This is a genomic window from Candidatus Thermoplasmatota archaeon (assembly GCA_029907305.1).
Classification (GTDB): Archaea; Thermoplasmatota; E2; order DHVEG-1; family DHVEG-1; genus JARYMC01.
In genome coordinates this window covers 1-22732 of the sequence record JARYMC010000002.1, presented here as the reverse complement: position 1 = coordinate 22732, position 22732 = coordinate 1, and the positions used below count along the sequence as shown (strand labels likewise).

The 22732-nt window shown below is 36.6% G+C and carries 21 protein-coding genes; 6 read left to right on the top strand and 15 right to left on the bottom strand.

Features of this window, described 5'->3' with window-relative positions:
- Positions 1–377 precede the first annotated feature (377 nt).
- Positions 378–1190, bottom strand: a complete 813-nt coding sequence (pyrF, locus tag QHH19_00280) for an orotidine-5'-phosphate decarboxylase (GenBank protein MDH7516785.1) — start codon at positions 1188–1190, stop codon at positions 378–380.
- Between the two features lie 92 nt (positions 1191–1282).
- On the opposite strand from pyrF, the gene QHH19_00275 reads away from it, so the two are divergent.
- Positions 1283–2371: a glycosyltransferase family protein gene (locus QHH19_00275; protein MDH7516784.1), complete on the top strand. Its 1089-nt coding sequence runs from the start codon at positions 1283–1285 to the stop codon at positions 2369–2371.
- A 72-nt stretch (positions 2372–2443) separates the two neighbouring features.
- Positions 2444–4297, top strand: a complete 1854-nt coding sequence (locus QHH19_00270; protein MDH7516783.1) for a hypothetical protein — start codon at positions 2444–2446, stop codon at positions 4295–4297.
- Here QHH19_00270 and QHH19_00265 read toward each other — a convergent pair.
- The 3 genes from QHH19_00265 to QHH19_00255 form a co-directional block, all read right to left on the bottom strand.
- Entirely contained in the window at positions 4257–5474 is a 1218-nt protein-coding gene (locus QHH19_00265; GenBank protein MDH7516782.1) for a glycosyltransferase, read from the bottom strand. The two genes, QHH19_00270 and QHH19_00265, sit on opposite strands and share 41 nt — an antisense overlap.
- A 63-nt stretch (positions 5475–5537) precedes the next feature.
- Complete coding sequence (locus QHH19_00260) at positions 5538–6488, bottom strand: radical SAM protein (GenBank protein ID MDH7516781.1); 951 nt, start codon at positions 6486–6488, stop codon at positions 5538–5540.
- Between the two features lie 25 nt (positions 6489–6513).
- Positions 6514–7197, bottom strand: coding sequence for a hypothetical protein (locus tag QHH19_00255; GenBank protein ID MDH7516780.1), 684 nt, complete (start codon positions 7195–7197; stop codon positions 6514–6516).
- Positions 7198–7288: 91 nt separating this feature from the next.
- Here QHH19_00255 and QHH19_00250 point away from each other — a divergent pair, with 91 nt between their 5' ends.
- From QHH19_00250 to QHH19_00240, 3 genes are read left to right on the top strand one after another with little or no spacing between them, the layout of a single operon-like run.
- Positions 7289–8419 (top strand): flippase-like domain-containing protein, encoded by a 1131-nt coding sequence (locus QHH19_00250; protein ID MDH7516779.1) that lies wholly within the window; start codon positions 7289–7291, stop codon positions 8417–8419.
- A gap of 59 nt (positions 8420–8478) precedes the next feature.
- Entirely contained in the window at positions 8479–8643 is a 165-nt protein-coding gene (locus tag QHH19_00245) for a zinc finger domain-containing protein (protein MDH7516778.1), read from the top strand.
- Positions 8644–8655: 12 nt separating this feature from the next.
- Positions 8656–8928, top strand: a complete 273-nt coding sequence (locus QHH19_00240; GenBank protein MDH7516777.1) for an elongation factor 1-beta — start codon at positions 8656–8658, stop codon at positions 8926–8928.
- A 10-nt stretch (positions 8929–8938) separates the two neighbouring features.
- Here QHH19_00240 and QHH19_00235 read toward each other — a convergent pair whose 3' ends face one another.
- From QHH19_00235 to QHH19_00210, 6 genes are all read right to left on the bottom strand, one after another.
- Entirely contained in the window at positions 8939–9628 is a 690-nt protein-coding gene (locus tag QHH19_00235) for a winged helix-turn-helix transcriptional regulator (protein ID MDH7516776.1), read from the bottom strand.
- 75 nt (positions 9629–9703) lie between these two features.
- Positions 9704–11416, bottom strand: a complete 1713-nt coding sequence (locus QHH19_00230) for a glutamate--tRNA ligase (GenBank protein ID MDH7516775.1) — start codon at positions 11414–11416, stop codon at positions 9704–9706.
- A gap of 7 nt (positions 11417–11423) precedes the next feature.
- A complete protein-coding gene (locus QHH19_00225) occupies positions 11424–12404 on the bottom strand; it encodes a polyprenyl synthetase family protein (GenBank protein MDH7516774.1) in 981 nt (326 codons plus the stop codon).
- Complete coding sequence (gene fni, locus QHH19_00220) at positions 12395–13435, bottom strand: type 2 isopentenyl-diphosphate Delta-isomerase (protein ID MDH7516773.1); 1041 nt, start codon at positions 13433–13435, stop codon at positions 12395–12397. The genes QHH19_00225 and fni overlap by 10 nt, the downstream gene beginning before the upstream one ends.
- Before the next feature lie 3 nt (positions 13436–13438).
- Positions 13439–14215: an isopentenyl phosphate kinase gene (locus tag QHH19_00215; GenBank protein MDH7516772.1), complete on the bottom strand. Its 777-nt coding sequence runs from the start codon at positions 14213–14215 to the stop codon at positions 13439–13441.
- Between the two features lie 318 nt (positions 14216–14533).
- Positions 14534–14785, bottom strand: coding sequence for a hypothetical protein (locus tag QHH19_00210; protein MDH7516771.1), 252 nt, complete (start codon positions 14783–14785; stop codon positions 14534–14536).
- Between the two features lie 127 nt (positions 14786–14912).
- Here QHH19_00210 and glgP point away from each other — a divergent pair, with 127 nt between their 5' ends.
- A complete protein-coding gene (gene glgP / locus QHH19_00205; protein MDH7516770.1) occupies positions 14913–16625 on the top strand; it encodes an alpha-glucan family phosphorylase in 1713 nt (570 codons plus the stop codon).
- Here the strand turns inward: glgP and QHH19_00200 are convergent.
- From QHH19_00200 to QHH19_00180, 5 genes are all read right to left on the bottom strand, one after another.
- Complete coding sequence (locus QHH19_00200) at positions 16605–18473, bottom strand: amylo-alpha-1,6-glucosidase (GenBank protein ID MDH7516769.1); 1869 nt, start codon at positions 18471–18473, stop codon at positions 16605–16607. The two genes, glgP and QHH19_00200, sit on opposite strands and share 21 nt — an antisense overlap.
- Positions 18474–18506: 33 nt before the next feature.
- Positions 18507–19751 carry a glycosyltransferase family 4 protein gene (locus tag QHH19_00195; GenBank protein MDH7516768.1) on the bottom strand — a complete coding sequence of 415 codons (1245 nt, stop codon included), beginning with the start codon at positions 19749–19751 and terminating at the stop codon, positions 18507–18509.
- A 29-nt stretch (positions 19752–19780) separates the two neighbouring features.
- Positions 19781–20968 (bottom strand): glycoside hydrolase family 57 protein, encoded by a 1188-nt coding sequence (locus QHH19_00190; GenBank protein MDH7516767.1) that lies wholly within the window; start codon positions 20966–20968, stop codon positions 19781–19783.
- A gap of 3 nt (positions 20969–20971) precedes the next feature.
- Positions 20972–22084, bottom strand: a complete 1113-nt coding sequence (locus QHH19_00185; GenBank protein MDH7516766.1) for a glycosyltransferase family 4 protein — start codon at positions 22082–22084, stop codon at positions 20972–20974.
- Between the two features lie 106 nt (positions 22085–22190).
- Positions 22191–22595 carry a winged helix-turn-helix domain-containing protein gene (locus QHH19_00180; protein ID MDH7516765.1) on the bottom strand — a complete coding sequence of 135 codons (405 nt, stop codon included), beginning with the start codon at positions 22593–22595 and terminating at the stop codon, positions 22191–22193.
- Positions 22596–22732 lie beyond the last annotated feature (137 nt).

Here is a 22732-nt window from a genome sequence, read left to right as displayed (position 1 = left end):
TCAAAGAGAAATTGTTTATCATATAAGATAGAGTATATATAATTTATTACATAAAATTAACTTATGGAAACAATTTTGTCGCTGTCACCCAACAAACCTCACATTATACAGGCTGTTGGGTGTTGCCACATATCCCCCATTAGTATGCAGCAGATGGACAAGATATGTAAGCAAATTCGCGACATATGTACGATACCAAGGTTGTCCTCTTATTCATCTCTTGACGTCACGTCTGAATGATCAAAGAGGGACCCAAATTGGTATAGATTTCTTGTCGCCTTGAACTTGCTGTTCCAATCACTTTATCATGGAACTCTTCGAATCAAGGCAAATATTGCTATAAAAAAAGTTGGTAATTAAGGTTTTGGTGGGATGATTTAACGATATTTGTTGATTTCCTTTCTAAGAGAAGATGCTCTATCCCTTGATTTTTCTGCAAAATCTTCTTTATCCCCAGCAAAAATTATTTCCCTAGACGAGTTGATAACTGCCATCTCGCCGTCTCTGTTTGCACCGTATCTGACTGTTTTCTCTACATCCCCACCTTGTTTACCTATACCTGGTATAAGCAGAGGTATATTATCACCGAGTATACCACGTATAATCTTTAGTTCATCTTGATACGTTGCACCAACAACCGCGCCGCAATATCCAATTTTATTCCATTCTTTTATCTTCTCAGCAACCATCTGATACAAAGGTTTACCCTGGGTTTTAAGATCTTGGAAGTCAACAGCAGATGGATTGGATGTTCTGCACAAAATAAAACTGCATTTATCTTTGTATTCTAAAAATGGTTTAACACCATCTATCCCAAGATATGGGTTTACAGTTACAGCATCTGCTTTATAGGTTTCAAAAAGAGACTTAGCATATTTCTTAGCTGTGTTACCTATATCATTTCTTTTTCCATCAAGTATAACAACAACGTTTCTAGGTATATGTTTCACTGTTTTCTCAAGAAGTTTAAAACCCTCTAAACCTAGGATTTCGTAGAAAGCCATATTTAGTTTGTAAGCACAAACAAGGTCTTTGGTCTCATCAATTATTGATTTGTTGAAATCAAAAAAAGGATCCTTACTTGTATCAAAAAGAAACTTTGGCATTTTTTCTTGATCAATGTCAAGACCAACACAGACCAAGCTATCATTCTCATGAACAATATTCAATAGTTTTTCTTTGAAGCCCATAAGACCTCACTAAAACTGTATGGAATATCGAATATAAAAGATGCTATCAACTAGTTAGGTATATATGAGGAAAACAGAATACAGCAAACTAGATGAAAATAATTTATGGAGTCTGTTCCTGGGGTCTTGGTCATGCAACGAGATCCTTACCGGTTATCCGTAAACTGATTGATGAGGATAACGATTTGACAATCATATCCAGTGGTAGGTCTCTTGAGTTGCTAAAAAAGGAACTCGGGGAAGACATAGAATATATTGACATGCCAGATTACCCGATGCTACTCTCTGAGAATGCACGGCAGTTCATGGCAAAGAGCATGATTTATTGGCCTAAGTTTATTAGTGGGATGAGAAAAGGTCTGAGACAACTCACCAAGATGTTGGAGACTAGAAAATGTGATCGTATTATATCTGATGCACGTTATGAGATTTATAGTAGGAAAATCCCGTCTTTTTTTATATCTCATCAGATGAGAATAATGAATCCTCTTCGTATTAAAATGCTGGAGTCAGGTAGCGAGATTTTTAATTTATTCTTTTTTAGAAGATACTGTGGTGTTATTGTACCTGACTACAAAGATGATAACCTCTCGGGTGATTTGTCGCATAACCTTAAAAAGATAGATGAGGATAAATTACATTATGTTGGTGTACTCTCTGATTTCAAAAAAACCGATGTGAAAAAGGATATTGATTATCTTATTTCTATATCTGGTCCTGAGCCACAGAGAACCCTGTTGGAAAAAAAGCTTTTGTCACAAATAAATCAGCTGGATGGAAAAATTGTTGTAACACTTGGTAAAACCGAGAAAAAGGATAATGATGTTGGTAAAAACGTTGAGATTTATTCTTTTTTGACAAAAGATAAACGTGAAGATTTTTTGAATCGTGCTAAGCTTGTTGTTTCACGTAGTGGTTATTCCACGATTTTGGATTTAGCTGTTATTGGTACGAAGGCTTTGATGACTCCTACGCCTGGTCAGATAGAGCAAGAATATCTAGCTGAGTATCATAACAAGAAAGGTAGTTTTTATTCTGTTAGCCAAGACAAGATAGATCTGAAAAGGGATACAATCACTGCAAAAAAGACAACTGGTATAACAAGGAAATGCGATGTTGATAAGTCTGTTGAAAACATAATTAGGATTATCAACTCTGTTGACAAAAGTCCTTTCCAATAGAGGGTTTCTCTTTTTTTGTAATCAGTTTTATTAAGGCAAAAGATATATAAGATTAGTTTATACCGTGAGGAGATGACCTTAGATAGTACATCAAAGATAAAAATAGTTGCAAAAAGTTGGTTTTTTTGGTTAATGATAATTCTAGTGGTTGCAATAATTTTGCGTTCTATACCAGCTTGGACTAATGCTGCTTGGGGTGGTGACTTTGGGATTTACTATGGTCTCTCAAAATCGTTTGTGGAAACAAAAGAAGTATTTAACTCATATAACGGCTGGGGTGGGTCATATCAGTATTTCCCTGTACTGTATGCAATCACAGGTATTACACATTGGATAACAGGTTTGGATGTCATCACAATTCTACCTAAAATCGCACCAATCTTTGGCGGCCTTTCAATATTCATTTTTTATTTCATAGTATACCACCTTGTTGGTGACAGAAAAAAAGCGCTTCTAACAAGTCTCTTATTCTCAGTTTTACCATTCCATGTTTATCAGACTAGTCATGCTGCACCACTAACCATGGGTCATTTTTTCATGATGCTATCACTGTATCTTTTCCTCAGATTCAGACAAAAAACATGGTTCATATTACCATTATTTATCTCCACGATCCTATTGATCATGTCTCATCATTTCACCACATACTTCTACATTATTTCGATAATATCAATTGTATTCTTTGAAAACATCGGTGTTAAAAATTGGACTAGCTCATTAAAAAAAGATGTTACATATATACTACTAACTAGTTTTCTTGTATTTTCTTACTGGGTCATTATCGCTAAACCTGTTTACGAAGATTTTATGTCAAAGGGTCTAAACATAGGAGGTTTTTACATAGGATCCATTTATGTAATCATATTGTTTTATTTGGTTTTATTTGCAATGTTTATGTTGATTTGGTTTAAACGAAAACTTGGATTTTTTGCTGTTAAAAAACCTCCTACAGCAAAAAAATCTCTACTTGTTTTTTTAGTTTTTACAATAACTTTATTTGCATCGGCCTGTTTTTTTATTTTTGAAAAACTTCCATGGACTAATTTCAGTTTCACACCCCTATCAGTACTATATTCGATTCCTTTTATTCTAATCTGTGGATTTGCAGCTGCTGGTCTTGGATACATAAAAGTTATTCAGAACGGTGATTTTATAAGAGGATGGTTTTTTGGAATTTTCCTCTCATTCTTATATGCATTGGTAACAAATGGTTTCCTATTCCCAGATAGGCATCTTGAATATCTGATGGCACCAATAAGCATTTTTGCTGTTTATGGAATTCAAACAATCTCCACAATTGTATCAGAAAAAATCTCCGGTTCAAAAGAAAAAATAGAACAAACAATAAAACCATCTTTCTACTTTTTTAAAAAATATAGCGTACTCAAAAGATCTCAGTTTCTCTATATCGCGGTTGTGTTATTACTCACTGCAGCTGTTGGCTCATCAGTGTATCCATCAAACCAGGCGTTAAATATCCAGGACGAGTCAATTACACGTGAGAATCTCGTTGTTATAACCTGGTTAGAAGAAAACATCGATAGAAACGGTAGTGTGATTGCGTCTGATCATCGTCTGTCTAGGCTTGTTGAGGCTTCGGGTTTTAACACGACATTGGATGAAGCGCGGGATATTTGGGTTGCAGAGAACTTCACTGATTATTCAAGTGAATTGTATGGTGTTGGAAAAAACTATAGTAAAATTTCTCATGTTTTAATTGATGATATAATGAAGGAAGATGTTGTATGGGTTGGGCTTTGGGATATAGTTTATATGACCAACGAGTCTTATGAAAAATTTTCTTATGAGCCTTTTGAACTTTTGTATAGAAATGCTACTCTTAATGAAGATATGGAAGAGGTTCATTGGACTGAGGTTTATTTTGTTAATTGGACGTATATAGAAAAGTATCTTGAGAGTTCTTAAAATCATTTATTTTTTTGTATTGTTCCAGTAGTTGTTTGTATACTTTTTCGTACTCATATCCTACGTTTTTGATCGAATGTTTTTTACTTAATTCTAAACTATTCTTGCTCATAGTTTCATAGAGTTTTTTATCAGATAATATTTTGATGATGTTTTTTGCTAGTTGTTTGCTGTCACCTGGTTCGAATAATAAACCGTTGTTGTAACTTACTAGTTCTGGTACAGCACCTTTGTTTACAACAACAGCTGGTAACCCAGAGGATATTGCCTCAAGTGTCACTATGCTTTGTAGTTCAGATTCAGCTGGCATGACGAAAACATCAGCAAGTGAATACACATTTGGGTAGTCTTTCCAGTCAAGGAAATCTATGAACGTCGTATTATTATAAACGCTTAGGTCTTTTGTCATTTTTATTATATCATTTTTGTAGCCGCCTGAGCCGCAGAAAAGGAAATGTGCATTAATTTCTTTGACAACTATCGGTATTGCTTTTATAAGGACATCAAGGTTTTTTTCTTGGTTTATTCTACCAGTGTAGAGGACGATATTTTCTTTTGGTAAACCAATTTTTTTCCTAAGATATTCGCCATCATTGTTTGGTTTGAAGGTCCCTGTGTCCACACCGTTTGATATAGGTGTTATTTTGGTTTTTAGTCCTTTTGCTTTGTACATGTCTGCGCCTGTCTGTGTTGGTATCGTAGCCCAGTCAACCAAGTTGTAAAGATAAACCAGGTATGACCAAGAGTATTTGCACATTGTTTTGTAAAACCTTGTTTTTGAAAACGGGGCGAGCATGTTTTCAGGAAGCATATGAATAGAGCCCACTAGCGGGATTTTGTATTTTTTTGCGCAAACAATAGCACTCATGCTGATCGGGTAGGCTGAGCAGATGTTTATTATATCTGGTTTGAATGACTCAATAATTTTTTTAACATAAAAAATAGGGAATGGTGAAAAATGGTATTTGCCGTTCATGTAAAATGGTAACTTGACGCCTTTTGCCCGGTAGATTTTTGATCCGTTATCTTCCTCAACTGTGTTTTTGTATGAGAACCCTGGTGCTATAACTCGAACATCATGTCCTTTTTTCACTAGCTCATGTACAATCCTGTGTTGCGCTATCGCTCCACCATCTATGATCGGGTAATACGACTCTGTTGTGAATAGTATCTTCATTTTTATTTATCCACCTTAAGTGTTTCTTTGTCAAAAATTACTTATTGTTGATAAACAGTTTTTTTATTTAAAAATGTACGGGCTGAGTGATGAGATTAGCGACCATGGTGATGCGAACACATCTGTTGCAAAATATTGGTACCACCCACAGCTTCTGGAACAGTTTTTCATATCCTTTCTTGCTTTTTTTGCTTCCTCTGTTTTTAGGAAATCCATGAATGATCCATCTGTAAAGTTATAGAGTCTTTGTCCAACTGTTCTACACGGGTAAAATAAACCACCGTCTGAGTCTATTATTATTGATGATGTTGAACAGCCATGTGGTTTATTTATGTTTTCTAGGAAACCTTTTGGTGTGGTTATAGTGTTTTTGTATTTCTTTTTAAGTCTGATTACCTCTTTTTTGAAATCCTTTGGATCAGGATAGTAATCATCTGTTCCATCTAGGTGGCATGCTGGCATAACAACAGTTCTAGCATTTACTTCATGGACTTTTTTTACTTTTTCTTCAAGAGCTGATAATGTTTCTTTTGTTACAACTATCTGTATACAAATCTCTGGGCCATAGCTCTGAAATTCTTCTAGTCTATCAAAAAATTCCAAATTACCATGCCCTTCATCTATGCTTATGTGTAGGTAATCTATGTGTTTACCATACTCCTTCATAGGTCTTTTATCCAATAGATGACCGTTTGTTGTAAAAAAAAGGTAGAAAGGTTTTTGATGTGCATATTCAAGTATCTCCCCAAGGTCTTTTCTTATAAGAGGGTCTCCCCCCTCTAGGCTTAGAACTATTATGCTTGAATTCGCTATGTTATCTATAACCTTGAAAACATCATCTTTTTTCAGATCCGGTGTTTTCTCCATCCAAACGTTACAAAAACTACATCTTAACCCACATTTATGTGTAACCTTAAATGAGGCATAGAAAGGGTATATGCATTCTCTCGAAACATAGTTTGAGAGAGCATAACCCATGGTTTTTATGTATTTACCTAAAGGTAGTTTCTTCATATGTTCACAAAGACGTTTTTTTGGTTTATTTATTACTGTATTTAACAAAAAATTTTTCGTTTTCCCATATAGAGTAATCTGGTTTACTTCTTAAGCTTATACGTTTTTTTGGTTTCTCTTTTCTTATTTTAATTTCTGTTTTTTTCTTTGTTTTATCCTCTGGGAAAATGAGTGGGAATATCTCTGATAGTTTTCTTGCGATTATATGTGCTGATAAGAAAAATGCTATTATTACTTCTACAAACAATAGGATTGCTGCTACTACCCAACCGGGTGTTAAGAAATTTGCTTTAACGTCAAATATCTGATAGACGTAATTAAGTGTGTACATCAAAAGAAATGCTAGTGGGACGAATATGAGATAAATAGAATCCAAGATAAAAGGTTTTGATTCTTTTCCTGTTGTTATGCTCCTGAATAACGCCCATGCATGCAAAAACAGTAGGAAGAATGCTGATGGGCATATGAGCATAGAAAACATATAGTATAATAGGTCCATGTCTGTGAGAACAACTGCATCTATTAGATATAGGAAAGTGGATACTGCTATGGTTGTTAAAAGCACTATGATCATAGCCTCTAATGAGTAGTATTTTTTGATTTCTGAGACGTCTTCTTCAGTTAGTTTTTCTTTTGTTTTTTCTTTTTCTTTTATAAGTCCTTGTATTTTGTTGTCTACCGTGTTTTGCTCAGGTTGTTTTTCTTGCATGAAATGAATAATCTGATATGGGGTATTAAAATATTAGATATATGAAAAAATAACCATAAGAGAGATATAACTATGTTAGAATATCGTTGGTGTGGAAAAAAAATTTAATAAAACAAAAATCTCTATAACTATTAGTATTCTTCTCAGTGTTGGTTTCATCATTGGTATATTGTATTTCACTGTTGATCCCTCAACGTTTGATCGTTTATCTACTGTAAACATACGTTATGAGTTTTTCTTTGCTACAATGTTTTTTAACGTATTGTTTTGGGCGGTGTGGGGCGCACGTTTGATGGTAGTTAGCAAATCAATAGACAAGAACCTGAGAATTGGTCTCTGGGAGTCCACAAAGATAATCATAGCTAACCTCTTCCTAGCTGGTATCACTCCTTCTATGGCTGGTGGGGAGCCTATCAGGATTCATCTTTTAAACAAGGATGGTATGAGTATTGGTGGCGCAACAGCCTCTGTGCTTGGTGAGCGGTTGCTTGATGCTATTTTTATCCTTGTTACTGTTCCTTTCGCCTTTTTTATATTCAAAGACAAGGTTGATATACGGTGGTTGAACATAGGGTTAACAATAGGGATTTTTGTTTTTATAATAGGCATAATCATTTTTATATGGGTTATCAAAAACCCTGAAAGAATCAAAGGTTTTCTTGTATGGCTCGATGGCAAGATAAGTAAGATTTCCAAGAAACATAAACAAAGAGGGAAAACAGGTATAGTGGATCGTATCAACAGGGAGGTTGATAATTTCCACAACAGCATGGTCCTGTTTGTAACAGAGGGTAGAAAAGGTTTGGTCATTGGTGGTATACTAACTGTTTTGATGTGGTCAATGGGTTTTATGATCCCCTCGATGATACTACTTGGTTTAGGTTTGAAACCATTTTTTATCGAGTCTTTTGCTGCACAAATACTATTATTGCTGATTGTTATGATGCCTACGACTCCGGGCAGTTCAGGGATTACAGAACTTGGGATGGCTGGTTTATATACTGTGTTGATAAGAGAATCGTTGATTGTATATGGGCATCCATTGCTTAGTTACTCTAGTTTTGACCAAACACTTTTCACAATTGTAGGGGTTTTCGTATTGTTATTCAGATTTATAAGTTACCATATGAACCTGATAGCTGGTGCAATTTTCCAGTATAGAATATTTAAATCGGTAGCATCGTTTTCTATAGATAAAATAAAAAGAGGAGAAAAAAAATAATACCCTCTACAACACAACTCCGTCAGATTTTAATATTAGATATGTATACGTCCAATCCTATGAAAAAGGCTGACAAGTGTATATCATGTGGAAGAGGACTCCTTGCACAGGGGTCTACAACGTTTCCATGCCCAACATGCGATGTAATAATCGGTAGATGCAATAACTGTAGAGAACAAAGCATAAAATATGTGTGTCCAAAATGTGGTTTCACAGGACCGTAGAGGGATTTTTTTATGGGTGAAGTAATTGGTCTTATCAGGGTTATGCCAGCAGATGTTTTGGAGGACAAAAAACTAGAGAAAATGATAGAGGATATTAAAGCGTTAATTAAACCACCTGCCAGAGTTGGTAGGATAGAGATTAAGAATGTTGCTTTTGGTTTGAAAGGTTTGAACGTAACTGTTTTGGTTCCTGATGGTGCTGGTGGGCTTGATCCTATAGCTGAGGCTATTTTAAAAATTAAAAATGTTGATAGCGCAGAGGTAACAGACGTCGGTAGACTCTAAAAAAGTTTTTTTAGGATGCATGACCAGGTCTTCTGAAATGATCTGACATATTAGACAAAGCATTTTTGCCGATCTCAGTAGGATAATAAACAGGGTAAGCAGAATTAGTTGTATCCCCCTCTATGAGCTCAGCCATATACATCTTTTTAATATGCCATTTAACAGTATGATGGTTAAGACCAAGAGCATGAGCTATCTCGAGGAGATGTTTACCAGGGTTATCATTTAAATAACGCATAATATTACGGGCGTTCTTGTTTCTTAAAACAGCTTCAGCAACAGCCTCTTTCCTAGCATCAATACCACCCTCAACCAAATAGTAAACCCTTTTACCACCAATAGTTCTACTTCTCACAAGATTGGTTTGCTCAAGTTTACGTAGATGCCATGCTACGTTACTAGGCTTCAAATCAAGCTCCCTAGCGATCTCACGAAGATGAGACCCAGGGTACTCATCTATGTAATGATAAAGATTCTTCCTAATCTCAGTGTTGAGGACGTTCTCAGGTGTAACATATTTTACGCCAGCAGCAGTGAGAACAGCAATAATGGTAGCTATCGCAGCAACAAGAACAGCAATAGAAATTCCAACACTAGTAAAATCAGGTTTGATACTAACAGCAGCAACACTATCAGTTAAAACAAACAAAAACAATATAAAAACAGGTGAAACTATCATCATCTTCTTACGGAGTTGCATCTTTCATCCCATCCTCAAACACCCTTAAGCATATCTTAAAGGCAAGATAAGAAAACAAGTGATAACTTAAAAAGTTTACTTATGAGCAAAAAAACCTATTAGACGACCCTTCTCATTTTCAATTCTAACAAAACCAAAACGCTCAAACTGGACAATCTCACCGGTTTTAAGGTTTGAAACAGCCTCCTCAGCAAAACCATCTATTTCCTCTAAACTTTTAGGGTTATATTCCTCACCCACAAAAAGAAGCTGGGGAACAAAAACCTTCATTTTAACATAAGCATCTGTCGTCCACTGAATCTTAGGAGTATCGGTTATCAACTCATCACCAACATACTCAGCAAAAACCTCTTTGTTTTTTCTTTTTATCTTCACATTAAAAAGATCTTTTAACCTAAAAACATCACCAGCTTTTATTTTATTCACATCCTCCTTAGGAACAAAAAATGTTTTACCAATTTCTATTGTTCTACTACCAAGTTTCTCAGTCGGATGTAAATTAATAGTCTTTTTTACTGATGGAGCATTCTCAACAACAAGCTTGATCGGGTTTTTAACAAAGAAATATCGCTTCGCCTTAGGATCCAACAGTTTTCTATTGAATGATTCAACAATACCAAAAGACGCAGTCGACTCAACCTTAGACGTACCCTGTGATAAAACAAATTGTTTTATAGCCTCAGGTAAAATCCCCCGTTTTTTAAGCCCCCGAAGAGTAGGCAGTCTTATATCATCGTAACCAGAAACCAACCCTTTTTCAATGAGTGGTTTTATTTTACGTTTTGAAACAGGCATACCCTCTATGGATAGACGCGCAAACTCCATCAAATAGGGTTTCCTAAGCTTAAGAAGATTAAGGAGTTTAAAATAACATTCATCACGAAGCTCATATTCCTTGGTCCTAAAAGGATGAGTTACACCACTAATGCTATCCTCAACAGCACCAGCAAAATCATACGTAGGCCAAACACGGTACTTATCACCATGAATCGGATGTGGTTTTTCAATGATACGAAACAAAGTAGGATCACGCATAGCAGTATTAGAACAACACATGTCACCACGCAAACGAAGAATAACATCATCTAAAGAGGAAAAAAGCATCCCCCTCCAAGCATCCATGTTCTCACCAGATGAGACACCCCTACACTCACATTCCCTACCATGAAAACGACATTCTTTTATCTTATCTGGTGCACACCTACAAACATATGCATCACCCTGTTCTATCAGCTGCTCAGCAAACCTGTAATGTTTTTCAAGATGATCAGAAGTATTGTACTCCTCATCCCAATCTATACCAAGCCAACGAAGATCCTCTCTCTGAGCATCATAAAACTCAATCTGCTCATTCTCAGGGTTAGTATCATCAAAACGCAAAATGAACCTACCATCATACATCCTAGCATACTCATAATCTATGATAGCTGCCTTAGCATGACCAATATGAAGGTAACCATTAGGCTCAGGCGGGAAACGAGTAACAACCTTACCCCTAACAGCATATGGTAACTCAGGGAGAGAAAAATCCCTCTCCTTCTTCTCTTTTTGGAGAAGCTCAGGCGCTGTTTTCTCCAACTCAGAAACCTGCTCATCCAAAGAAAGCATATTCACTTCTTTTACAACCTGATTAACAACAGGTATTATATCCTTAGGATTAAAACCATCTTTCCGGAGATCAGCTATAACCTTACCAGCAACCGCTTTCTCATTAGCCTTGCCATTAAACTGCACAGCATTTTGAAGAGCATATTTACGAGCAGTCTGCTTTATCTTATCAACCGACATAAAACTTCTATTTCTCTCTACTAATCGAATAGTCAACAAGATCCAACAAAACCTGTTTAGCATCAGATTCTTTTAAAACGCCAAGAGCTTCCTTGGCTTTATTACAATACTCAACAGCAGTTTCTCTAGCGTAATCTATTGCTTTTGTTTTTTTGAAAAGATCAAAAACCATTCTAACCTCTTCCTCAGATGCATCTTTGTTACCAAATATTTTCCCTAAAAGTTTCTTATCATTACCACTAACATTGTTCAGTGTATAAACAGCTATGAGCGTTTTTTTACCATTTCTAATGTCGTTACCAATATCTTTGCCAAGTGTTTCCTCTCTGCTGCTGATATCAAGATAATCATCCCATATCTGAAAAGCTAAACCAAGAAACTTGCCATACTCTTTAAGAGCACCGACTTCTTCTTTGGCTCCACCAGCAGCTATAGCACCACCCTCCGCGGCAAACATGAACAAAAAAGCGGTTTTCTTCATTATCATCTCAAGATATTCTTTTTCTGAAACTATCTCTCTTTTTTCAAACTCCATATCAAGCTGCTGTCCTTCACATATTTCCTCAACACATTTTACAAGCCCATAATCCAGTTTTTTGAAAACATGGATATCTTCTATGTTATGAACCACCTCAAACGCTTTAGCAAAAAGTAAATCGCCTGCCATAATAGCAGTTGGTTCACCAAACTTTATGTGAACAGTAGGTAAACTCCTTCTGAGATGCGACTTATCCATGATATCATCATGGACTAGAGTGAAATTGTGAATAAGCTCAATAGCGATAGCAAAAGGCATAACCTTTTCTGAGTCACCAGATACAGCCTCACCAGCTAGCATAGATATACAGGGGCGGAGTCTCTTACCACCAGCTATTGGAAGATGCCTAGCTGCGTCATAAAGAACCTCTGGTTTGCCATCTCTCAAAAAATTTCGTAACTCCACATTAAAAAGGTTTTTTCTTCTCTCAAGCTCAGCTTTTAGATCCATACCTCAGCACCAACATCAGGCATCTTAGAAACCTTATCAGCACCAACCAAAAACATTGCAGCACGTAACTCCTTGATCATCAGTTCAACCTCAAAAACAGTAGATTTTTTACTAATAGTTGCTGGTTTCAAAAAAGCATGAGCGACACCAGCGCAGTCTGCACCAAGCGCTAATGCTTTGGCTGCATCCAAACCATTTCTTATACCCCCAGTGGCGATAATAGGCAGCTTCCAGTTTGTTGCTGCTCCAACATCCAAAATAGACAAAGGAGTTGGTATACCCCAATCCCAGAAAGTTTTACCACCCCGCTCATGAAGAACGTCATTTATCATCTTAGCCCTGTAATGCTCGATAGCAGCAAAAGACGTACCACCCATACCACCTACATCGATACCAGCTATCCTAGTTTTCGAGAGGCGTTTAGCAACATCAAATGAGATACCAGCACCAGACTCCTTGACCACAACAGGTAAATCCAAATTCTCAGCCAAACTTTTTATCGCGTTGAGGCAACCTTTTGCGTTAGCCTCACCCTCAAACTGAACAACCTCCTGTAAAAAATTAAGGCAAACAACAAAAACATTAGCATCAATCATATCAATCATTTTATGAACATTTTCTAAAGTTTTTTTATGACCCCACAAAACAAGCTGCGAAGCACCAATATTTGCGAAACGTAGAGGGATATCATAGTTTTTTATTACACTATAAGTATCCCTTAAATCCTTGTTTTCCAAAGCAGACCTCTGAGAACCAACACCCATACCTATCTGAAATTTTTCAGCAGCAACAGCAAGGTTCTCGTTTATCTGTTTAGCACGTCTGTAACCACCAGTCATACCAGAAATAACTATTGGGGCTCCGAGCTTCTTTTTAAATAATTTAGTAGAAAGATCAACCTCATCCTTGTTTATCTCTGGCAGAGCATTATGAGTTAGTTTAACGTCATCCCAAAAGTTATGATGAGCTGAAACATCTTTAGCCAAAGAAATCTTCACATGTTCATCTTTTCTACTCTCAGTTTGATTCATTTTTCACAGACCCATAACAATAGTGCATTTAGTTTCCTTACCAACCAGTACATTATATAACCTACCAGGTTTATTACCGTTTAGCAGAACAGTATCAATTCCAAACCTGGCAACATTCTTTATTATATCAATTTTACCCTCCATACCTCTAGTGACATCAGCATGACTATCTGCAGCAGTTGTCAACCTCTCTAAATCTCTCAATGGAATCTTATCTAAGAACCTTGCATTTTTATTTATCTTAGGGTTAGATGTATACAAACCATCCTCGTCGATAACAAAAACAACTTTTTCTGGTTTAAAATATCTAGCAAGAGCATCAACAAGCAGGTCACCAGAGCAAATTGAAAAAACAAGTTTTTTATCAAGAACTACGTCACCAAATGTTACTGGAATAAAATACCTATCTAGGTATTCTTCGAAAATATTGTAATCGATCTGCATCAATTTGTGATTATTAAACCTCAATATTGAATGTGGAGGTATAGAAACAGCAGGAATCTTGTTATCATGCAGAGTTTTTAGAACAAGAGAATTTAATTTTTGGACAGTTGCATGTGTAATAGAAAAACCTTCTAGTTGATCTTCTCTTAGATATCCTTCGTTTAATCTGTACTGTTTAGCAAGGATATGACCAAAGGATCCTGCACCGTGGATAAGAATGATTTCTTTGTTTGCCTTTTTAATCTCCTTAGCTAGGTTACCCATTACCCTTTGTCTGAAAGAACATTGTTTACCCTTATTTGTTATTACACTTCCACCAAGTTTTAGAATTATCATAATCTACATAATCCACTATAATCTAAAAAGTGTTTTCATAAAAAAACTTTGATTTTTGAAAATAAAGTAAAAATGAAAAATTTTAGTTATTTTTTAGGTTTTCTCCCGAGTGAAAAAGCTATTACTAGTAATACTATTATAGTTACTAATCCGATTAATAGCACAATGTATTTTCCTGCGAACGATAAAGGCTTGATTTGGATAACCTGCTGCAGCTTTATAATTTATTTGGCTCATATCCTTGAATCTTGATTTGAGGAATCCTTCATGCTGTTCATATCTGTTAGTCCGATAATTCGTGGGGAAGAGCCATTTATTTTATCTTTTTCTTACCATCATTTCTTTTTGTTTGTTTTGCTCATGAATTAACCATAGTGCTATAGGCATACCGTTCTCTGAAATATTCATAACAGTTTTTGTCCAATTCTCAATGTATTCCTCCGAGTGACTGGAGCGGCATTCCTCACATAAAAAATAATCATCCCTGAACACCAAACCAGATAGGTTTTCTTTTAAATTCATCTTACGACTACATAAACTACATGTTTTTTCTGCCGTAAAGGACACCACCCCACAAATCTATAATGGTATATGATGATTTCTTTATATAATTTTAGACAAAAATATGAAAAATCCGTAAAACATTTTATAACAAACATATTACATTACATCGCTCAAATTAGGTGGAAGGAGAGCAATGGAAACACCCAACACAGAAACAAAAAAAGATTCTAACAACAACGATTTAAGGAGTTCAGGTAAACCAAAGATAGCATATTTTTCTATGGAGATGGGTATAAACGAGCATATACCAACATACAGCGGTGGACTAGGTATACTAGCTGGTGACACACTGAAATCATGCGCGGATCTGAACGTACCAATTGTTGGAGTAACGTTACTATCTGAAAAAGGATATTTCTACCAAAAAATAGACTCTGATGGGAATCAGATTGAGTTACCACATAACTTCAACATAGATTATTTTCTTAATTTTCTACCAACTAGAACGAGTGTAAAAATTGAGGATAGGACTGTTTACATACGTATATGGTATTATCCGATACAAGGCTTAGGTGGATATATTGTCCCAGTTTTTTTCCTTGACACAAATCTAGCAGAAAACTCTGATTATGATAGGGAAATAACAAAGTATTTGTACGGTGGTGACAGTAAATATCGTCTTGCGCAAGAGATTGTTCTAGGTATCGGTGGCGTTCGTGCCTTGCAAGCATTGGGGTACAAGACAATTGATAAATATCATATGAATGAGGGGCATGCTGCACTCAGTACACTCGAGTTATATAACCATTTTAAGGATATCGAAAAAGTTAGACAGCAATGTGTTTTTACTACCCATACACCTGTTGCTGCTGGGCACGACCAGTTTGATCTATCACTTGCTAAATCCATGCTTGGGGATATGCTTCCGGATCATCTCCTCAACGAAATCACTTTTGAGAACAAACTGAATATGACGAGACTTGCCTTGTTTTTTAGCCATTATGTTAATGGTGTAGCAAAAAAACATGGTGAGGTTTCGCGGATGATGTTCCCTGGTTACGCAATTGAGTCTATAACAAATGGTGTTCACACACCTACTTGGGTATCTGAGCCTTTTCAGCGACTGTTCGACAAATATATGCCTGGTTGGCGCTCAGACCCTTATCTGCTAAGGGGAGCTTTTAGCATAGATAAATATGAGATATGGGCTGCTCATATGGAGGCAAAAAAAAAGCTTATAGATTTTGTTAACAATAGGTACAACACTGGTTTAAACTACGATCATTTTACAATAGGGTTTGCGCGTAGACAAACAGCTTACAAAAGACCTGAGCTTCTTATATCAAAACCGGATCAACTAGTTAAAATAGCTGAAAAAGCAGGGCCATTCCAAATAATATACTCTGGTAAAGCCCACCCGAAAGATGATAGTGGTAGAGAGGCAATAAAGAATATTTTTCAGGTTATGAAAAAACTAAGTGGTAAAATTAAAATAGCATACATCCACAACTATGATATGGCGATAAGTAAATTGATGACAGCAGGTGTTGACCTATGGCTTAACACACCAAGAAGACCACAAGAGGCATCAGGTACATCAGGTATGAAAGCAGCACACAACGGTGTACCACAACTAAGCACCCTGGATGGCTGGTGGATAGAAGGACGCATCGAAAACATCACAGGCTGGGCGATTGGTTCAAGAAAATCCAACGAAAGAGAATCAGATGATGAAGCTGATCGAAATGATCTCTACAGCAAACTTGAGACATGGATCATACCAAAATTTTACAATGATAGAGACAACTGGATACGAACAATGAGAAGTTGCATAGCAATCAACGCATCATTCTTCAACACAAACAGGATGATACAACAATATGTGCTAAATGCTTATTTCATGTAATAAAAAAAAATTATAATCATACTTTGGTTTTATTTGTTCAATGTCCTCAACCCATGCCCTAAGTATTTCTGCTACACTCCAAGCCTGCGTTATGCAACCCTGTGGAACAAAAGGTGGGTCACCATCAAATATCTCATAAATAGAGCCATCCCAGTTTTCACCAAAAACATCAAACATAGGCTTCAAAAAATTCTGATAAGCATATTCCCTCCAAGTTCTCTCATAGTTTTTGGTTTTAACAAAAGCTTTTATAAACGGGCCTAGTAACCAGGGCCACACACAACCATTATGGTAGGCTAAATCTCTGTTGAAATCACCGATGTAACCACCAATGTATCTCGGGTCATCAACAGCTAAGGTTCTCAAACCAAAAATCGTAAGCAACCTGTTTTCAACATCATCTAAGATCCATTTCTCTTTATCTTTGCTGATCATGGAAAAATCAAGTGATGCAAGGAATATCTTGTTTGGTCTACATGATAAATCCCTGGTGTCAATAACATCATATTGTTTATCATATTGATTGTTAAAACTTTCTTTAACTAACCCAGCAAGATAACTGTAGTTATCTGGTTTACCACATGCTTTTGATAAAGCACCCATTACCATCAACGCATTGTACCATAGAGCTTGTACCTCTACTGCTTTTTTTGAACGTGGCGTAATATAGTTATCACCAATTTTTACATCCATCCATGTAAGACCAGGCCAATGACTTATCAAAAAATCTTTATCCATATGAATACCATACTCTGTTCCTATACGATAGTTTTCAATAATGGACTGAAGGGTGTCCCATATTTTTTGTAGAAACTCTTGGTCATCTGTATATTTCATGTACTGGTAGACTCGATCTATGTACCATAGGGATGCATCAACTGTATTATAAGCTGGTGTCGAGTCACGGTCAACAAAATTGTTTGGTATGAGACCTTTTTTACAGTATCTAGCGAAATTAAGTAGTATCTGTTTTGCATCATCGTATCTTTTTGTAACAAGAGTCAAACCTGGTAAGGATATTAGTGTGTCTCTACCCCAGTCGCCGAACCAGTGATAACCAGCTATAACTGATTTCTCATCATCTTTTTTTACAATAAAGTTATCGGCTGACAAAACTAGTTTCTCAAATTTTTGGTTCAAAGCAGCTTTTTCCAACAAATTTTTTTTCCTCTGTACCTCCCCAGCGTATGTAGCTAGTGGTTTACTATGTATTTCATCTTCTAGGGTGAAAATAAGATAGTACTCAAATGGGCTTTTTATTTCTTTGTAAAAATCACCTATGTGAATGTTATGGTCTATCCATGAGTCTTTTCGCTCATGGTCTGTTTTGTAATAAAACTCCTCCCAGTATTCATCTGGTTCATAAAGCGAGTCATGCAATATCATCTTTAACTCTCTGTCTATGTTACTTGGTTTTATGCAAACACCATCCTCTATAGCCTCTTGTTTAAATGATACATCTCCTGGTTTGGTTGTATCATAGAAATGCCTAGAATTCAGAACAGGGTTGTGAATCATGACAACTGGTTTTTCTGTGATTATACTATATCTAACAATAGACGTGTTTTTCCCATGTTCCATAAAAAAAGTTTTTTTGATATGTACGTTCTCTATATCATACAGGATTGATGGGAATGTTTCAAAAACAAATTTACCTTTTATGTTTCTAAGATCATATGTCCTGTCGTCTATCATTAATTTATCGTAGACGTTTGTAACAAAAACCCATCTTTTTGCTGGTGGCTCAAGACTTGCTACTAGCAATCCATGGAATTTCCTTGTGTTGGTATTAGAGTGCGTTAATGAAGCGTAACCGCCGAGACCGTTTGTAACAATCCACTCCCTCATAATATTTCAACACTCCTATTTTAAACAAACATGTTATCTAATAAGTTCTTTATATATTTCAAGGGTTTTATTTGTAACGATATCTAAACTGAAATTATTAACTGCTCGCTCTCTAGCATTTTCCCCCATCAATCGGGCTTCATCTTTTGATCCTAGAACTGTTTTGATACCCCATGCTATATCATTTGGTTCATAGGGGTTTATGTGTATGCCGCATTTTTTTTCACCATCTGGTGTTATCTGTTCTCGCATACCATTAGTTCCCCGCGCACCTACTACAACTGGTTTTGCCATAGACATAGCCTCGGTGCATACTATACCAAATGGTTCATATAATGATGGTAGGACGACAACATCAGCTGCAGCATAATGCAGTATACGTTCCTCTTCGCTAACAAACTCGTTTCTTAAAACAACTTTTTCTTGAAGTCTGTAATCATTTATAAGTCCTCTAATGGTGTTTTCCATGTCACCCACACCAAGTATAACAAGCTTAGAGTTAGGGAAATCGTTTAGAACATTTGGCATTGCTTTTATTAAGTTGTCAACGCCTTTAACGCTGACCAGACGACCTATAAAAAATATCATATGATCATTATCATTTATACCATATTTTCGTCTAAGCTGGTTTTTTGCGTCTTGGTTCACACGATCTGGGTCATATTTTTTAGTGTCAACACCATTCCAACAAACCCTTATTTTATTTGGTGGGAAACCTAGTTTCTGAAGCTCATCACTCATAGCATTAGACACGGTTATAACACAATCCGCAGTCTGGCCACCCTCAAACTCAATGTCTTTTATTGTGTGTGATCCTCTACCGATTGATCTACCAACCTCAGTTGAATGAACATGAAAAACCAGTGGTAAGCCTAGTTCTTTTTTTGTTACCATCCCAGCCATGATGCCAAGCCAGTCGTGTGCATCAACTATATCAAAATGTTTACCTTCTTTTTTCACAATCGTGTTAACAACCTGTGACGCGGAGATAACATTGTAGCTGAGAACGTCAGCAAAAAACTTGAAATACTGGCCCCATGCGCGTAGTTCATGGTCTGCGCAGAGATAAAAAACTGATGATAGGTCGGGTGTCTTTGGTCTATAAACCTCAACACCATCTAGTTTTTCGTATAAATGAAGGGTGTTACCGCGGTTAAGTGAAAAAACAGTGACGTTGTGACCAAGAGCAGCTTGTCTATGAGAAACTTCTGTAACAAAAGTACCCAGCCCACCGTATATAACTGGTGGAAACTCCCATGAGAAATGTACTATGTTCATCCTTGTTTTCTCCTCACCGAAATTTTTTTTTATTGATTAGCTTTTTGTTTAAGATCCTGGAGGATATTCATATAGTTGATAAATCCCTCGTAGGGAGCATCATAGGGGCTGAAGTAAGCATGAACGTCTCCATCCTGTGCACCCTTTGTTGAGATATAATAGAGGTGGTCTGATGTTTGTAGAAGACGCCACACATATAACAATTCTTTGTCACCGATTTGTTTAAGTTTTTTACCTATGTCCTTAAGCTCGTTGAAACATGCTATCTGCATGTTGTTACCAAGCCATGTTGAGACATCGCGGTCTGCATCAGCCCAAGAAATTGCCCATGGTACATCGATTTCACCAACAACATTATATCTGTTTGCTGCCTCAGTTACTGTGACAAAGTCCAGGTGTTTATGTTTCAACACCTCACCTGGTAAGTGTTTTAGGAAATCAAATATACCGGTTTCTATCCATTGGTGTTCACCAAAGGTTTCATAGTCAATAAACAAGTTTACAATATCGCCTTCGCAGTTGGAAATCCATTTAGCATATTTATCAGCGGTTAAAGGGAAACCTGGCCATTCACGGGCTGAGAAACGGAAGCCGATGTCATCACTAAGCGTATAATTTCTAAGCAACACTTTTATGTCTGCATTAACTGGTTTGTAGATGTAGTTTGGTGAACGCCAGCCTAGAATTTTTTCGGTTCCCTCTGTGAGAATGTTTTTGTATCCCATGTCCGCGACTTTTTTTGCTATGCGATTGTCATATATTGTTTCAGTGTTTCTAAAAACAGAGGGTTTATAGTTGAAAATTTTTTTTATCATCTGCTGGTGCATAATGACCTGTTCTTCAAATTCATCTAACTCATCATATAAACTTGACAGTGAATGAAAATATGTTTCGTTTATAAGGTCAACTGCGCCTGTGGCAAAAAGTTTTTTGAAACTATCTAAAAGCTCAGGCATGTAACGCTGGCAGTATTCCACGAACGTGCCTGTTATGCTAAAAGAAATTCTAAATTTTCCCTGGTGCTCATTTATGAGGTCCAGTAAAAGGTTGTTTGTTGGGAGATAACATTTTCTAGCAACCTTCTCAAATACCCATCGGTTAAGCTCGTGGTTGAAATATGTTGAAAAAGCATCAACGTTTTTGCCTATGTTGAAAACTGAAAAACGATTTAGTCTAACAGGTTGATGTACCTCGAAGTATAAACATACTGACGTCATGTTTTACAATACCCCCTTGTAGACATCGATTGTTCTCTCAGCTACGCGATCCCATGTGAACAACTCTAGTTCACGTTTCCCGTGTTCAACCATTGTTCTACGTAGAGGATCATATCTAAGAAGGGATATAATTTTGTTTGCCATATCATCTGTATCCCAGAAATCAACCCTTAAAGAGTTACGCAATGCCTCGGCTACACCAGCTGTCTTTGAAACTATGATAGGGGTACCTGCAGACATGGCTTCAAGTGCTGTTATACCAAAAGGTTCACTTACAGAGGGCATAACGTAAATGTTAGCAATCTTGTAGATATGTTTTACTTCCTCATCAGTTAACAAGCCTGTGAATATAACATTCTGTGCTATACCCATGTCAACAGCTTGGTTGATAAGACGAGGTAGCATGTCACCAGTACCAGCAACAATGAAACGACAATCCTTCTCATATTCCAAAACTTTTTTAGCAGCACGCAGGAAAAACTCTGGCCCCTTCTGGATAGTAAGTCTACCAAGGAACAAAACCATCTTCTGTTTTTCCCCCTCACCAATAGGGTAGACAGCATTATGGACGACAACAACTTTATCAGGGTTTATACCATATTTCTCAACAATGATTCGTTTGGTAAATTCACTGACTGCGATGATACGGTCAGCCTTTTGCATTCCCTCCTTCTCGATGTCAATGAACCATTGGTTTGGGTAAAGCCAACCACTTCGATCATACTCAGTAGAGTGAATAGTAACAACTAGTGGTACACCCATTTTTTCTTTTAAAGCAACAGCAGCCTTCATCGTAAGCCAATCATGAGAATGAATAAGATCATATTTACCACGAACTCTTTTAACAACTAAATCATTGTACTTATAAACAGCCTCAAAAAACTTCCCACCCAAACTCTTATCATTAGGTCTATCATAAGGGAATATCTCTGTTTCACCAACCTCTTTTATAACAAGATTCTTTTTATCACTACTAGCACCATGTTTAGTCTTAGGCATGTAGAAATCTACCACTACGCCTTTATCAGCAAGACTACGAGTAAGCCCATAACAATGGGTACCAAGTCCTCCCGCCTTGAACGGCGGGTATTCCCAGCCAATCATCGCCACTTTCATCTACTATGCCTCATATTTTCTATTTATGTTTAGTGTACACTGTCTCAAATCTTTGCGAATGCACATCATATTTTAAGTTTACCACACCATTTTTTATGAGTAATGTTTAACCCTTATTCTTCAAACTGTATTTCATTAAGTTTTCATCAAAACATATCTTATCTTCCCTAGCCAACCAACCTAGAGCAGAGTAGACATGTTTCTCATCTATCAAAGCCAGTCTCTTTATAAGAGAGACATCAACCTCTCCCCAAACCTTCATTACTCTCCAAACCTTGCCAGCATTACTGCCAATCTCTGGAGTAAGGTTAGTTTCACCTAATTTAAAGAAATTCTGATTATCTAGGAATATTTTGTTTTCTCTCGCAAGCCAACCAATAGCACTGTAAAACTCATCCTCACTAAGATTTGTAAGCTCTAATATCGTTTCCTTTTGCAGAGAACCCTTTTCATTTAATGCTCTCCACACCTTTCCTGCATTATAATCAATATCGCCAACCAAATTCCTCACAAATATCCCCAGGATAAAAAAGTTATATATAAAGCTATCTTATAAATTTATCTAAAAAAGGGCTTCATCCCGAAATAAATAATTAAAGAAAAAAACATTCATTTTTTTCCTATTAGATGGGATGTGCCAAGAAAAGG

What these genes read in the sequence shown, in the direction of transcription:
- QHH19_00265 (MDH7516782.1), bottom strand. Translation starts at nt 5,474, where the DNA reads ATGAAGATACTATTCACAACAGAGTCGTATTACCCGATCATAGATGGT.
- QHH19_00190 (MDH7516767.1), bottom strand. Translation starts at nt 20,968, where the DNA reads ATGACGTCAGTATGTTTATACTTCGAGGTACATCAACCTGTTAGACTA.
- QHH19_00195 (MDH7516768.1), bottom strand. Translation starts at nt 19,751, where the DNA reads ATGAACATAGTACATTTCTCATGGGAGTTTCCACCAGTTATATACGGT.
- QHH19_00255 (MDH7516780.1), bottom strand. Translation starts at nt 7,197, where the DNA reads ATGCAAGAAAAACAACCTGAGCAAAACACGGTAGACAACAAAATACAA.
- QHH19_00235 (MDH7516776.1), bottom strand. Translation starts at nt 9,628, where the DNA reads ATGCAACTCCGTAAGAAGATGATGATAGTTTCACCTGTTTTTATATTG.
- QHH19_00200 (MDH7516769.1), bottom strand. Translation starts at nt 18,473, where the DNA reads ATGAGGGAGTGGATTGTTACAAACGGTCTCGGCGGTTACGCTTCATTA.
- QHH19_00275 (MDH7516784.1), top strand. Translation starts at nt 1,283, where the DNA reads ATGAAAATAATTTATGGAGTCTGTTCCTGGGGTCTTGGTCATGCAACG.
- QHH19_00215 (MDH7516772.1), bottom strand. Translation starts at nt 14,215, where the DNA reads ATGATAATTCTAAAACTTGGTGGAAGTGTAATAACAAATAAGGGTAAA.
- fni (MDH7516773.1), bottom strand. Translation starts at nt 13,435, where the DNA reads ATGAATCAAACTGAGAGTAGAAAAGATGAACATGTGAAGATTTCTTTG.
- pyrF (MDH7516785.1), bottom strand. Translation starts at nt 1,190, where the DNA reads ATGGGCTTCAAAGAAAAACTATTGAATATTGTTCATGAGAATGATAGC.
- QHH19_00270 (MDH7516783.1), top strand. Translation starts at nt 2,444, where the DNA reads ATGACCTTAGATAGTACATCAAAGATAAAAATAGTTGCAAAAAGTTGG.
- QHH19_00230 (MDH7516775.1), bottom strand. Translation starts at nt 11,416, where the DNA reads ATGTCGGTTGATAAGATAAAGCAGACTGCTCGTAAATATGCTCTTCAA.
- glgP (MDH7516770.1), top strand. Translation starts at nt 14,913, where the DNA reads ATGGAAACACCCAACACAGAAACAAAAAAAGATTCTAACAACAACGAT.
- QHH19_00225 (MDH7516774.1), bottom strand. Translation starts at nt 12,404, where the DNA reads ATGGATCTAAAAGCTGAGCTTGAGAGAAGAAAAAACCTTTTTAATGTG.
- QHH19_00240 (MDH7516777.1), top strand. Translation starts at nt 8,656, where the DNA reads ATGGGTGAAGTAATTGGTCTTATCAGGGTTATGCCAGCAGATGTTTTG.
- QHH19_00245 (MDH7516778.1), top strand. Translation starts at nt 8,479, where the DNA reads ATGAAAAAGGCTGACAAGTGTATATCATGTGGAAGAGGACTCCTTGCA.
- QHH19_00260 (MDH7516781.1), bottom strand. Translation starts at nt 6,488, where the DNA reads ATGAAGAAACTACCTTTAGGTAAATACATAAAAACCATGGGTTATGCT.
- QHH19_00185 (MDH7516766.1), bottom strand. Translation starts at nt 22,084, where the DNA reads ATGAAAGTGGCGATGATTGGCTGGGAATACCCGCCGTTCAAGGCGGGA.